Genomic DNA, 13928 nt, shown 5'->3' with positions numbered 1-13928 from the left:
CCTCCTTAAATCTCAAAATCATAATAATATACCCAGTCATCACTTTCTGTATCGTTTCTTATGTAATCTACATAGTTTGGATAATTCTTGAAATACTGGAATTTGCCTTTGTAATTACCCCAATCACTTAAAGTTGAACCGTTTCTTCTTGTTTCTCCATAACTACTACTGTAAGCATTGTTAGATGATACTTCTAATATGATATACTTACCACCACTTACACTTTGTCTTGCACCACTATTTATCTTTTTATAGTTATCGTACATAACATTTAATATATTGTTATTTTTTGATACCGCAAGCATTAAGTCTTGATTATTAACTATCATTCTTTTAATTCTCTTTGAATTAAATAATGTATCAAATTCTTTCTTGTTTGTAACATTTTGCAGTGCTGTTAATACTTCATTCTTAGTCATATAGTCAACTTCTTTAAAGTTTGCTACAATCTTGTTAAGTTTAGGTTCTATCTTCTTATACTCTTCTAAAAAACTTGTAAATGCACTCATCTGTTCGGCTATCTTATCAAGTTTAGTATTAGTGCTAGCTTTTAAATCCTCTATTATTGTTTTTAATTCTTTTATAGCCTTATCATTTTCTGATATTTTCTCTTTCTCTTCTTTAGTTATATTAACTTTAGATTCTAGTAAGTCTTTATTGTTTTTAGCTATAATCTCTGTTATAAAGTTCTCTGCGTATGCTTGATATTCTCTGTATAACTTCAATAGTAATTCTGTATAGCTTTCAGTTTGTGTGATAGCTATTATCTGATAATCTCCCTTATATTTGTTATAATCAAGGTGTACTATATCTTCAAGTGATAAGAATGGCATATTATTAGTTTGTAACTTAACTCTTGAATATGTTCTGCACTCATTATAGTATGTGTGCTTAGCTATTTCTGTTGCTAATTCTTTGCTATTGATGTATTTGTTCGTTACTTGTTTAAGGTTATAGTCTTTTATTCCTTTTATTTCGGTATATAATATTGAATTATCCTTAAAATTAGTAATAGGGTTACCATATATCTTAAATTCTTTAATGAATATATCATAGTCATTCCTATTATTAAATCTTAGCTTAGCATTTAATCCGTTATCTTCCCATAACAATTCATAATCAGTATATTCCACTTCCTTAGTTATATATTCTTCCTTAGTCTCAAATTGTGGCTCTAACACTCCTGTATCTTCATTGTTTACAATTTCATCTTCTCCTAAATCAAAGTAGTATATATAATCATCTTCGTCATGGTCAACTCTTAGTGATTTACATACTTTTCTACAACTCTTAAATAGTGCGAACTTTTTACCTAAATCACCTATGTTACCTAATCCCTTTATAATTTCCGTTCCATCTCTATATCTATTACCATCTGCTATAAAACACTTAGGATTAGCTTCAAGGAATATAAACTCTCCTGTTATTGTATCTTTAGGACTGCCACCTCTTCCTGGTGTTGCAGGTTTTAAAACTTTCTTGTGATTATACATATAATCAAGTAATTCCTCGTTGCGTGATAATTCACCTAATGTATGTGTTTTGACGTATTCCTTGACTTTGTTTTTCTCAGTTTTTGGTGGTTTTGGTTTGGGTGGTAATTCTTTTACAACAGTAATTTTTTCAATTTTGTATGCTACTATTTGTGGTGTTCTTTCAATGTTGACTACATTATTAAGTTCAATCTTCCACCATTCTTTACCTTCACTATTCTTAGGAATTTTAACTTTTGCGTCATCTTCACTTACAACTGCATTTTGACCACTAAGCACGAATACTGCTTGTCTTTCATGTTTAACAACATTGTTATACTTAACTTCAACCTTGTTTTCTTTTGGTTGTATTTCCGTGTTTTCAATAAAACTTAATACAGGATAATTGCCATCTTTACTTCCTATTGTTATCTTAGTATCTTCTATGTAAGACTTATCAAGGTCACTTGTTATTCTAAGTTCACCATTAGGAAGTGTGTATATATTACCATATATTGCTCTTACTATCTCTGCAATCTCTTCCATTATCTTTTTACCTTTTTCACATTTAATTAATGGAATTGTGATATATTCACCATTTTTGAATTTAACATCTGCTATATGCAATTCATCATCAATGAATCCTATCATTTTTGATAGAATGTGCAATATTGACCTATCTTTTTCGTTGTTGTTAGATATATAATGGTTTTCATACACTTTTTCCTCTGAAAATGTATTTTCGTAACCTTTTATAGTATTATCTTCTATAGTTATATCTATTGTTCTTCTGTTATCTGTATCTATTCTAGTTACTTCTCTTACTTGACCTTTAAATATTGTAATTTCTTTTCCATTGAATATATCAATTATTTCTATAATATCCTGATTTTTTATTAAATATTCTTCTATAAATTCAACTGTTATTATGTCTTTCCATCTCATGTTTGGAAAGTCCTTATATCTATTTAAGAAATCCTTAACTAAAAAGTCTTGTTGATTACCTTGTTTACCCTCGAATTGTAGCTTAACATTGTTTGGTGTCAATGTTCCTCTTGCAGTTCTTAAGAACCTATTAACTCTCAAACTTTCGCTTATTAGCAATGGTTCTAGGTTCATCTTATTACGTGTTAAGTTAATAATCTTATACTTATGTTGATAATTGTTGTATTCATCTTTAGTAAGTTGCATATATTCTTCATTTACTTTTATCAATTCTAATGACCCCCTTTCATATAAAATGTAAAAAAATGTAGATAACATCTAATACTGCTATCTACACTTCTTTTTTCTTTCTTTCATCAATCTTTTTAATTATTTGGTCAGTCATATCATCTATGAACTTGTTACTGTCAGTTGATAAGTAACCGTTGTTATATATATTAACTGTTGTGCTTATCTCTCCAACACTACCACTTAAAAGCTTGCTTGTTGCAGGTAGTGATTGTCTAGCAGTTAATCCACCTAGATATTCACCATTACTAGCATTGGTTTCTCTGAATCCTAATCCTTCTGCCTTAAGCATTAATTCTGCTTTCTTTAGTTGCTTTTGAATGCTGTTATATGCGTCACGCATAGTTTTAGCTTTTTGTATCTCTTTGTCATACTCTTCTGTGTCCATATACCTTTTATACAATTCTTGGAATTTTGTAGTTTCAACAAAGGCTTTTATTATAGATTCTTTGACACTCTTGTATAAGCTATCTCCTAGGCTCATACTGAATTGGTCAAAGGAATTAGTATCTATTGCTACTGTTAATGCATTTTTAATCATTTCCGATATACTCTTAACCTTATCTGCAATTTTACCTAAAGGCAATATCTTGTCTATTACCTCTTCTGACAATCCTTCTTCTTTTGCTTGTCTTCTTAATTCCTTGATGATATTCTGCATATCTGTAGACACTTTGCTTATTCTGTTTAATTGCCTGAATTGGTCTCTAAAGTCCAGAACCTTAGGATTTAAGTCTTTCAATGTCTTACCATTTTCAAGTCTTATCTTTTTCAATTCTTCTGACACTTTTCTAAATTTTTCAATAAAGTTAGATTCAAAGCCTTGCATGTCTCTGAATTCTAGGTCATACTTAACTTTAGCTATGTTGTTTCTAATCTTGTTGAAGTATCCTTGCAATGCAGTAGCTAAGCCATCTATTATATTATTACCTTGGGCTAGTTGTGTTGTTATCCCATTTCTAACATCATCAAACGCAGTTACTATTACATCATCTGTTTTTATTAGTTCATCTAGCTTACGTTCTATCTTGTCTGCCATTTCAAGATAATTTTGCCCACTTGCTTCTGCTAACTTCCTAAACATTGTTCTTAGTTGGTCTTTTTTATCTTCTGCAGTAGTGACAGATACACCTTCAAAGCTTTCTAGCACTCCATAAGATTTAATGTTAGCCGATAATTTTTGCAATGCATTAACTGAATTAGCGAATGCAGGTAGCATATTTAAAACTTGATTAAAATTAGTACCTACCAGACTGTGTGAAAAACTATCTCCACCAAATAAACCAAATAATCCTGTTCTAGTACCTGATGGATCATAGAAATTACCACTATATGATGAATTTCTATTATTTCTGTACCAACGCATTATATCACTTGCATTATCAAATTCTGGTATATGTAATATCTCTCTTAGTCTTCTTTGTTCAGTTTCCGTACCTAAATATTCCCTGTGACTAGATAATCCCCACCATGAAGTGGTTAACTTCTCTCTTGATATTGTAGTGCTTACGTTAGGGTTAAAGCTATTAGCATAGGTTCTAACTAATTCTGATACTATATCTTGGCTTAATTTTAAGTTTTCGTTCGATGTATTCTTAGACAATGATTGAATTAAAGTCTTACCGAATGTTTTCATTTCTTGCGTTAGGTTGTCCATAGAACTTCTTAAGTTGTTGTTAGTCTTGATAATGTCTTCATTATACTTATCTATTGCTTTTCTCTTCTCTTCGTTAACACGTGTTGTACCATTGTCACCAAATATAGAACCAAATATTCCACCTATAACTCCGACTACTGAACCTATTATTCCACCTATTGAACCAAACATTCCAAACATATCACCACTTGATTTAGCTTGCATTGCCTTTTGCACGTTATTGAATATAGATATTGCAGTATCAATCATCTTAGATACACCATTAAGCAGTTCATTACCTTTACCATTCATAGAACTTGATATAGATTTTATTGTTTGTCCTACAACATCAAGCCCTTTCAATGCTTTTTCTGATGTTGTTAATGAATTTTTAGCTTTTCTAACTTCTTTTAAGTCAAATAAATTCTTAACTAATTCTAATAATGCTTTTAATTGTTTAGAACCTGTTTCACTAATTTCTTTAGCTATCTTGTTGAACTCTTCGCCTTTAGAACTTAATAGCTTTTGTGCTTCTGAATACTCTTTAGTATCTAAGTTTTTAGCACTTTCTATTATTGCTTGTTGTATCTTGTTTAAGACTTCATCATATACCTTGACAATTCCATCTCTTAACTGCTCTGTAGAACCGTTATTGATAGCATTTTCTATGTTAGCAATAAATACACCTTGTTGTATATTATCGGTAACTTGTTGCACTTCTAATTGCTTTTGTTCGATAAATTCTTTAATTTCTCCTGCTTTATCTGTGTATTTTTTGTATATTTCAATTATTTCTTTGTGCAATTCTAATTGTTTATCTATATATTCTGACTGACTTAAATTGCCATTTTCAAGTTGTGACTTGTACAACTTCATCTTCTCTGCTTTATACTTTTCAATATTGTTTCTTGTTGTTTCAATATCTTTTGTGTCGGCTTTCATGTTCATACCTTGAGCCTGTCTTATCTTCTCTTCTAGTTCCTTATTAATTGACCCAAAAAGTTCAGGCAAAACATTTTCAACTTTTAACTTGTTGATTTCTGCCCTTATTTTTTCGACATTATTTGAATCTTTAAGTTCAACTGCTACTTTTAGTTGGTCTTCAAGGTGTTTTATCTTCTCTTTTGTCGCTTCAAAGCCTTTAATCTCACTTACTGATACAAGCCATTCTGTTAATTCATCTTGCTTTTTTCTTAATTGTTCTGCAACTTCTTTTATTTTAGGTGTGATTTTAGTATTTAAAGGGGTAGATAAATCTTTCAAACTCTTCTCTAAGTTATCAAGCATTTGCTCCCATTTGTCTTTTTCCTTTTCTTTGCCTTTAGCCTTACCACTTCCACCACCTTTGCCTGATGATGACTTACCATGTCCACCACCACCAGTTGAACCTCGACCATAACCCTTAGTTCCAACAGGTGGTTTTGGTGTTTCTTTCTTTAGATTGTTTTTTAATTCGTTTAAAAAATCTTTCTCTGATATAATCTTTTTTTGTTCATCTCTTACATATCTTCCGTGACTATCAACCTTATATCCTAGCTTGTTGCTAGCATTACTTGTTGACTGTTCAATTCTTCCGTCATTTAATTGTTTAAAGGTTGTTTTAACACCTTTAATAAACATTTCAATAAATCCACGGTTTTTAAGTATTTCTAAGGTTTCCTTAGATGATAGCCCTATGTCATTACCAACCACTACATCTATTGTCTTATTCTTTGCGTCATGTATAGTTGTTACAAGTTGACCACTCTTTTGGGCTCTGTCAATCTCTGCCCTTCTTGATTCTTCAATTATCTTTCTGTTGTTTTGCTGTGCAATCTCATTGCTAAAGTTAAGTGACTTAGATAGTGAGTTATACATACTCTTGCTATTAGCTGATACCAACTTTTGATTAGAATCAATTTCCTTTAAATTTCCATTAAATCTTTTTAAGATTTCGGATTGTGTTAGTAATTCAGAAGTTATGACACTAAAGTTAATATCACGGACTGATTTTCTATTTCCACCAAATAATCCACCATCAAGTTGCTTTAACGCCCTTTCTGCTTCTTTTGGGAATTTATTCCTGATGTAATCTTCTAGTGAATGAACTGTTCCATTCTTAATTTCTTTCAAGAAATCATCAGCATTAAACTTAACTTTTAGTTCTGGCACTCTAGTGTTAATTTCTTTTGTGATTTCATCTAATGCTCCACTTACAAGCTTAGCAGATTTTTCCAACTCTTTTATTGTATCTTTTTGCTTATTTAACCTTTGTGTGTTGAAATAATCTTGCTCTGCGGTTTCCATCTTCTTTTCAATCGAATTTGTAACTTTATCTATAGCACTTGATAACTCATAATAATTAGTTGTTAATGCATTAACATTTGCCATTTCTTGAGGGTAGGTTGCTTTTAATTGCTCAACTATTGCATGCATTCTTTGTCTATCTTTAGTGTTCTTCACTTGGCTTTCGGATAGTGCTTTATATTCATATAACAAGCTTTTAACATCATTAAGTTCTCCTATTGCTTCATTAACGAAGTCTGCACTTGACTTCTTACTAAAGAATCTAGTTAATCCTTCCGTCAAGTCATTAATTGCTCCTAAACAACCATTAGATGATTTAACAAGCTTATCCCCTATTGCTTTTGATAGTTCTTGTGTGTTCGCTTGGAATACTTTTAGTTGGTTAGCGTATGTGTTAATTGTTCTGGCGGCGTCACCTTGCATAAATGAGGTGCTTTCCATTATTTTTTGGTATCTTAATTGTGCTTTAGTTGCTTGGTTTAGTGATTCCCAGTTTTCTTTTATTCCTTTAGTTAGTGCATATTCTGCCATAACATTTTCGTTAATTACTATTCCTAATCTCTTAAGTGGTTCAGTTTCTCCGACTATTCCTGCGGTTATAGCTGTAAAAACACGGTCATCTGCAATATTCTTGAATGAACCTATATCGACTGCTAAGGCTGCCAAATCTTCACTCATCTTCTTTGTTGATTCTTCTGATATTCCACCTAATCCCTTGAATATTGAACCTATATCCGATGTATACTTTTGAAGTGCATAGGTTGAACGACCCATAGCATTTCCCATATCCTCTGAAAATTGTTGTACCTCTTTTGACATATCACCGAATACTTGGTCAGTAACATTTTGTAATTCTGTCATATCTGAACTAGCCTTAAGACAAGCCTTTCCTATTTCAATCACTCTTCTTGTTACTTCTAAAGCTAAAAATCCTTTAACTGCATTACTTAAATTATCAAATGATTGCTTTAAACCCTCTACACCACTTGTAGCCTCTTTAGGTGGTTTTACTTTTTGCATGTTACTTGCTAGTTTTTCATTTGTTGATATTACCTTAAGCATTTTTTTATCAATATCGACCAATGATTCTGCGAACTGTTTGTTTTGGCTTTCAACCTCTTTTAATTGCTTTTCAATGTCTGCTAATGCTTTTTTGAATTGTGTTGAACCCCCACCTTTGAACATTGTTCTAAATTCAACACCAAAATTCTTATCTGCCATATATTATGTATACCCCCTTTCTATTTGTCCTTTTTGTTCTCTTCCATATTTACTTTATTTATAGTTTCTAGTATAATTTCCAACTTCATTATTAACCAATAAGGGTGTTCATCATAACTTCTACTATAAGGTAGAAATTGCAAGTTGCAACTTCCATTGAATCCATCAAACTTAAAATATCTCATATATCTTGATATATCTTCAATGTATAATTCATATATTTTGTTTGGTGTCTTTAACCCTTTCTTGCCTATTTTATATGCTTTATAGTAATTTTCTTTTAATTTGTTGTAAGTTGCGATATTGTAAAACCCACATCATCACTTTTTTCTAATATTTCTGTTAAAGCATTTAAAAACACTTTCTTTTCTCTGTCTAGTACTTTATTAAAGTTTTCTTTTGTTTTGTCTGTTTCTTTGCCATCTACAATAATTTTCATTGTTTGGGCAAATACCAGTTTATATTCTTTTGATTCTGTGAACTCATAATTATATGGTTCAATTACTGTTGATGGTACACCATCTTCCTTTGCTTCCATTCTTATTTTTTGTACTTGTGCATTTCTATAATTCATCATATTCCCAAAACTAGCTATGCACTCAACTAGTATTCCATTGCTTAATTCATCACCAAAAAAGGCAGTGCTTGTGACTGCCTTATCTTTTAATGGTGGTATATTTTTTTTACTTTCCAATTTATTCACCTACTTATTGTGCTACTTCAGTTCCTTCAATTTTGAATGTTATAGGATCTCCATTAACAGGTAATGCTGACATTGTTCTTGTTAATGTTCCTGCCCCTTCTAAATCTCCTAGTTCTACATTTGTCATCTTAACCCTAGGCAATTCAATTGTCATTTTTCTACCTTTTGATTCTTCCAATGATTCTTTTAATTCTAATTGTAACTTAATTGATGAATTGTCTGTTAACATTTTCATTGCTTTCAAGTAATTAGATTTATCAAATGCATTAAAGTTGATAGTAGCTTCTACTGAACCCCTACCATTTTGTACTATCTTAGTGTTAAATCTAGTGTTTAATCCACCTTTACCTTCAAGTGAATTATTGATTGTTATTTCAACTGATTCTACTGTTGCTGATTCGTCTTTATCTTCTGATATTAGCTTAGCACCATAACAGATTAAAGGATAATCCTTATCTTTTAATTCCTCAGATGTACCATTAAATTTACCATCATTTGCACTTGATTTCATTCCTATTACTGATGTTTTTACATTTAAAAAGGCTTCTTGTTGTGCAGTTATTGTTATAGTATTAACTAAACAATCTTCAAATTTTAAATGCATTTCGTCATTAGTAAAGTCATTGACTATTGTTGCATACTTGTCGAATGAACCACTTTTGTATGTGTCAGTAGATTTTTTAAATCCTGCTATTTGTAGCAATAATTCTAATGAATCTATTGTTGGTTCAATTCCTAGGTCACCTGCAACGGATTGCTTACCTGCGAATGCGTCCTTAGTCCATCTACCACTAGATAATACCTTAGATTCAATCTTATTTACATCAGGTTTAACTCCAAAGTCTGTGAAAGGTAACACTGTTAATGTTTCAGATGGTTTACCTTTTTCAGTTTGTATTCCTAATAATACTTTTGTTTCCATATTTTCTATTACTTCCTTTCTACAATTTCTAAATTTGCTTGATATGTAGCAACTGGTATACCTTTATATTCTCCACTGATATTATTCAATTCTAACTCATAATTAGCCTTGATAATTTTGTTTGTTTGTAATACCTTTTTCAATAAAATATCAATTTTATCTTCTAAGATACTAGCAACATCAGAATTTATAATTGTTTCATTAGTTGTTGCATATCTGATTGTTATGTTTCGTGTATATTCTTTTTTACCATTGATTGAAGTGTTGCTTGTTTCAACACTTGTAGGTTCAACAACGAATATACCATTTTTTAATTCTTTTAAGTTACCTACTTGATAAAATACATTGTCGCCTAATGATTTAAGTGTATCAACTACTAACTTATATGTTGGATTGCTAGTTTCTATGTTGTTTAAGTTGTCATTAACTACTGTAACTTCTATTTGGTGATGTAGTACCTTATCAACTATTGTACTTTCTTGGTGTTCAATGTATACACTATCATTATCTATCTTTATTTTATTCAATATATCTTCAATGCTTGAATAATTATCTCTAGGTATAGCCTGTTCTATATATATTAAATCAAGTGTATACACTTTACCATAATTTATATTTGCAATCTTCAAATTGCTTGATTCTATTAAATTGATAAACATACAAGGGTATTTAATACCTTGTGTTTTATCTTCTGAATATACTGTTATATCCTTATTCTTGCTTTTTATATATTGTGCAAGATTACTTTTTATTTCTATTAAATTCATATTTTCACCTTATTTTAAAACTTAATTCTATCAAGGTATTTTTGAACTATCGTGTCAACTTGTGGCTTAATCTCAATTAATGACTTAGTTAGCATATAGCTACCCTTAACGAACGGTTGCTTAAGTTTAGCACCTATTTGGGGTACAAACCTACCTATTTGTTGTCTGTGTCCATATTCAACATATTCAGCATATTCTGTATTGTTGTATATCTTAGATGTTATACTTCCACTTGTTTGTGTTGTTGACATTTGCCAACTTGAACGCAGTGTACCACCAACCCTACCACCGTTGTATATTCTGCCATTAACCTGTATAGGGTTATATACTCCTACTGGTGTTTTTTTCTTGACTGTTGCATATGTTCTAGCGGTTAATTCTTTATTTAAGCCTATACTAGCTTGTTTTAGGCTATTTTCAATCTTGCTTGAATTTGCTATCAGTTTTTTTAACTCTTCATCAACCTTGATATTAATGTTGAAGCTTATATTAACACCTCCCTTTTAAAATTAAGCTATGTCAATAGCCTTTAAATCTATCTCTTGGTGTGTTTCGTATTTTCTTGCTATAGCTATACTCCTATATTGATACACCTGTTTTAGCCTTGTTATTACAATCTTAGAATTTAAAGGTATATCTATATCGTTGTTTAAAAAGAGTGTAGCCTCAACTTCGGAAGTCAAAACTACACCTTTTGCAATTCTATTATTGTTATAGTCAAGCAAACACTTAATAGGTTCTTGGTTTAATTTTGTTTCTATATCGTCATATGTTATGCCATTTATTTCTTGTGAAGATGTAACAAATACATCTGCCGTATCTTTATAACTTTTATCAAGTGTATCTTTTACTAATCTTAAAGTGATTGAATCCATAATTACCACCAACTTATTCTTCTATAACGTGATAATTGCTTAATTCCATAATCTTTTAATTCTATGACTTGTTTTTTTAAGTCAGAGAAGTATTGCATTTGTTTTGATGATTCACTAGACTTATCACTAAATGTTGTAGATATTCCACCTATTTTAACACTAGATATTGTGTTGTTATCCTCTTTTTTTATCCCATATATATTTTTTACTTCGTCTTTAGAAAGGTTTAAAAGGGTATCTTCTAATATATACCCTTTCAATCTTTCGACTACTATATATATAATGTTAGGAGGCAACTCATCTTGATTTATATAGTCTAGTATGTCTTTAATCACACTATCAATTAAATCAAAGTAAAAATTATCGTTTTTATAATTTATATTGTATTCTACTAGCCCTGCCTTAGCTTTAGCTAGTATATCTTCCTTATCCATATTAGTTCACATTATCCTTTAGATACTATTCTTGCGATAGGTATAGCTTTTACATCTATCTTATCTCCATCAGTTGACTTAACTAATGCCCAGTTATCACCTTTTTCTAGTTCTTTGTCAGATGGAGAAACTGTATCAGTCTTAGTGAATGAGAAACCAAACGGTGCTATTACAAATCTTCTTCTAGTTATTAGTTGGTCTTTTCCACCGTGTACTAATGGATTTCTATACATTTCATTTGGCACTTTAACTACTAAATCTGCGAACTTAAATGCTCCTCTACCTAAGATGTAAGTTGTGTATTTGTATGTATCTTGTCCTGTAGAACCACCAGCAACCTTTTCCATTGGCATTGAATCGTCAATGAATACAGTTCTTCCGTTCCATGAAGCTAGTGATACATCTCTTTGCATTCCGTTAGCGTCATTAACTTTGAAGTTAGTTAATACTTGTAAATTTTCTAAGTTTGTTGCAACTACAGAGTGCATTATAACTATATCGAACTTGTTCTTGTTATCTCCACAAGCTTGAGCAGTTGCTGAGTTTAAAGTTGTTGCACCTACCTTAGCTTCTTCACCTGTTTTGTCTGATATATCGTAAGTATGTGAAGCAAATTCCTTATCTTTAGTTGCAAACACACCTTTTAGTATTGATAGTAACATTGATTGATACACATTAGACCAGTATATTGCAACTTGTGAAGCAACATTTCCCATGAAATCTACTCCACCTGTTATATCATATGAAAAGTCTTCTTCATACCAAGCCATTGCTCTACCTAGTGCTATTACACCTTGTGTATATGTTTTTGTTGTTTCTGCTGTTATATCAGTCTTACCATCATAATTTAATGGTGTACCACCTATCAATCCTTTCATTGGTATTACTGCATAGTGTTGTCCTGTTTGAGTTGCGAATGTATCGCTTATATTCTTATCTCCTGTGAATACTCCAGCTCTTAATAATTCTTGTTTCTTTGTGTCTGGTATTCTTTCCATGTATTTTCCGAATGCTTCTGCATTGAATGTTTTTGAATTAAATTCTGCCATTTTCTACTCTCCTTTATTTATTATGATTATAATATTCGCACAATTCATCATAGGTCATTTTGTTCATGTCCACGGTTGAATTGTCCTTGCCATTAGCTACTTTAGGCTCTAAGCCTTGAGGTGTAGCTTGTTTTCCCTCTTTTCCTTCTGTTTTGAATAGATAGCCATCAGTTTCTTTTAACTTTGTTAATTGTTCTGATAAGCCTATTAAGTTGTCATTGTCCATTTTTAGCAAGTCAAGTTTCAATAAGCTTTTAACTGCTTTACTGTTTCTTGCTCCTTCTTTGGTTAAAGCTAATTCTAGTGCATTATCAAGTTTTAATTGATTAAATTTAGTCTTGTATTCTTCTTCCTTAGCTTCATTTTGTGATTGAAGTTCTTTTATTTGTTTTTGCAATTCTTCATTACCTTTGTTATCTTTAGCTAGCTTAGATAACTGTGTTTCATAATCTTTTGCCTTTTCTTCTAGTTGCTTCTTCACTTCATTCACTTCATTAAATTGATTTTTAGGAACTGTATTTTTTCCTATTATTTTTAGTAATTCGTCTACTACCTTTTCTTCAATTCCTAGTTTCAATATTTCTTCTTTCATACTTTCATCATTCCTTTCTTCTTTTTTATTCTAGTGAGTTCTAGTATTATTTATGATTTGTATGTACTAAAAAAAGGCTTCTTTAATGTCTAGCCACAAAGACAATTTTTATATTCCTAATTTTTCTTTAATTATTTTTTCTGCATATGCCTTTATTATATCTAAAGTAACACTTTTAACACCGTAAACCTCTATATCTCTTTTTACTTTTTCCCACAATCCTTTATCTCTTATGCTATCTAAGTATTCATGACCATACCAAGTTAAACAATTAAACCTAATCTTGTTGCCTTGAAGTCCTACAACTTCTCCATTAATAATATCTGCTTCTAATAATCGTTTAAAATGGTACTTAATCTCTTCATCTGTATATCCGTCAATTTCAATATTATATACAGGCAGTTTGTCGTTTCCATTCTCTTCAACATACAGTAGTATTTGCCTTATTAAGTCTTTATCTAATATCATTTATCCCTCCTTAATTAGCTAAAAAAAAAGCAACCTTTTACAGTTGCTCTAATCTAATATTTCTATTGATTCTATATCATCTACTTCAATTTCTAAACCACATGTGCCTAAATCAAATCTTGCTAACCATGTTTCATAATAATCCTCATCATAATATACTTTAACTAATTTAAGGTTTTTATATTCATATTTTGCTTTTATTTTGGTATTTACATTCATAGTTTTACCTATATTTTTTAATAATTCATCTTTTAACATATATTTCTCCTT

General features: G+C 30.7%; 12 protein-coding genes. All 12 read right to left on the bottom strand.

Translation table 11 applies throughout. The annotated features are described in order from the left end of the window. Positions 1 to 5 precede the first annotated feature (5 nt). Positions 6 to 2687 (bottom strand): hypothetical protein, encoded by a 2682-nt coding sequence (locus VC03_RS02905; RefSeq protein WP_144406229.1) that lies wholly within the window; start codon positions 2685 to 2687, stop codon positions 6 to 8. 61 nt (positions 2688 to 2748) lie between these two features. Beyond that, positions 2749 to 7848 (bottom strand): hypothetical protein, encoded by a 5100-nt coding sequence (locus VC03_RS02900; RefSeq protein WP_046328588.1) that lies wholly within the window; start codon positions 7846 to 7848, stop codon positions 2749 to 2751. Positions 7849 to 8128: 280 nt separating this feature from the next. Next, positions 8129 to 8542, bottom strand: coding sequence for a hypothetical protein (locus VC03_RS02895; RefSeq protein ID WP_046328587.1), 414 nt, complete (start codon positions 8540 to 8542; stop codon positions 8129 to 8131). Between the two features lie 13 nt (positions 8543 to 8555). Beyond that, the gene (locus VC03_RS02890) at positions 8556 to 9473 is read right to left on the bottom strand and encodes a phage tail tube protein (RefSeq protein ID WP_046328586.1); all 918 of its coding nucleotides are present in this window, start codon (positions 9471 to 9473) and stop codon (positions 8556 to 8558) included. Positions 9474 to 9481: 8 nt separating this feature from the next. Beyond that, positions 9482 to 10240 carry a phage tail terminator family protein gene (locus VC03_RS02885; RefSeq protein WP_046328585.1) on the bottom strand — a complete coding sequence of 253 codons (759 nt, stop codon included), beginning with the start codon at positions 10238 to 10240 and terminating at the stop codon, positions 9482 to 9484. A 14-nt stretch (positions 10241 to 10254) separates the two neighbouring features. After that, positions 10255 to 10680, bottom strand: coding sequence for an HK97 gp10 family phage protein (locus tag VC03_RS06670; protein ID WP_257719627.1), 426 nt, complete (start codon positions 10678 to 10680; stop codon positions 10255 to 10257). Between the two features lie 69 nt (positions 10681 to 10749). After that, positions 10750 to 11115 carry a hypothetical protein gene (locus tag VC03_RS02875; protein ID WP_046328584.1) on the bottom strand — a complete coding sequence of 122 codons (366 nt, stop codon included), beginning with the start codon at positions 11113 to 11115 and terminating at the stop codon, positions 10750 to 10752. Between the two features lie 2 nt (positions 11116 to 11117). Beyond that, positions 11118 to 11549: a hypothetical protein gene (locus VC03_RS02870; RefSeq protein WP_046328583.1), complete on the bottom strand. Its 432-nt coding sequence runs from the start codon at positions 11547 to 11549 to the stop codon at positions 11118 to 11120. An 11-nt stretch (positions 11550 to 11560) separates the two neighbouring features. Next, complete coding sequence (locus tag VC03_RS02865) at positions 11561 to 12598, bottom strand: major capsid protein (protein WP_046328582.1); 1038 nt, start codon at positions 12596 to 12598, stop codon at positions 11561 to 11563. Between the two features lie 13 nt (positions 12599 to 12611). Continuing rightward, positions 12612 to 13190, bottom strand: a complete 579-nt coding sequence (locus VC03_RS02860) for a phage scaffolding protein (RefSeq protein WP_052727670.1) — start codon at positions 13188 to 13190, stop codon at positions 12612 to 12614. Positions 13191 to 13298: 108 nt separating this feature from the next. After that, positions 13299 to 13658, bottom strand: coding sequence for a DUF2513 domain-containing protein (locus VC03_RS02855; RefSeq protein WP_046328581.1), 360 nt, complete (start codon positions 13656 to 13658; stop codon positions 13299 to 13301). A 48-nt stretch (positions 13659 to 13706) separates the two neighbouring features. After that, on the bottom strand, positions 13707 to 13916 hold the full coding sequence (locus VC03_RS02850; RefSeq protein ID WP_046328580.1) for a hypothetical protein: 210 nt from the start codon (positions 13914 to 13916) through the stop codon (positions 13707 to 13709). Positions 13917 to 13928: the final 12 nt, after the last annotated feature.

Source organism: Sneathia vaginalis (assembly GCF_000973085.1).
GTDB classification, from domain to species: Bacteria; Fusobacteriota; Fusobacteriia; order Fusobacteriales; family Leptotrichiaceae; genus Sneathia; species Sneathia vaginalis.
This window is presented reverse-complemented; position numbering and strand designations above follow the sequence as displayed.

Bases quoted from the DNA above. Each gene is read 5' to 3' on its own strand.
- VC03_RS02900 (WP_046328588.1), bottom strand. From the start codon at position 7,848: ATGGCAGATAAGAATTTTGGTGTTGAATTTAGAACAATGTTCAAAGGT.
- VC03_RS02890 (WP_046328586.1), bottom strand. From the start codon at position 9,473: ATGGAAACAAAAGTATTATTAGGAATACAAACTGAAAAAGGTAAACCA.
- VC03_RS02885 (WP_046328585.1), bottom strand. From the start codon at position 10,240: ATGAATTTAATAGAAATAAAAAGTAATCTTGCACAATATATAAAAAGC.
- VC03_RS02875 (WP_046328584.1), bottom strand. From the start codon at position 11,115: ATGGATTCAATCACTTTAAGATTAGTAAAAGATACACTTGATAAAAGT.
- VC03_RS02870 (WP_046328583.1), bottom strand. From the start codon at position 11,549: ATGGATAAGGAAGATATACTAGCTAAAGCTAAGGCAGGGCTAGTAGAA.
- VC03_RS02865 (WP_046328582.1), bottom strand. From the start codon at position 12,598: ATGGCAGAATTTAATTCAAAAACATTCAATGCAGAAGCATTCGGAAAA.
- VC03_RS02860 (WP_052727670.1), bottom strand. From the start codon at position 13,190: ATGAAAGAAGAAATATTGAAACTAGGAATTGAAGAAAAGGTAGTAGAC.
- VC03_RS02855 (WP_046328581.1), bottom strand. From the start codon at position 13,658: ATGATATTAGATAAAGACTTAATAAGGCAAATACTACTGTATGTTGAA.
- VC03_RS02850 (WP_046328580.1), bottom strand. From the start codon at position 13,916: ATGTTAAAAGATGAATTATTAAAAAATATAGGTAAAACTATGAATGTA.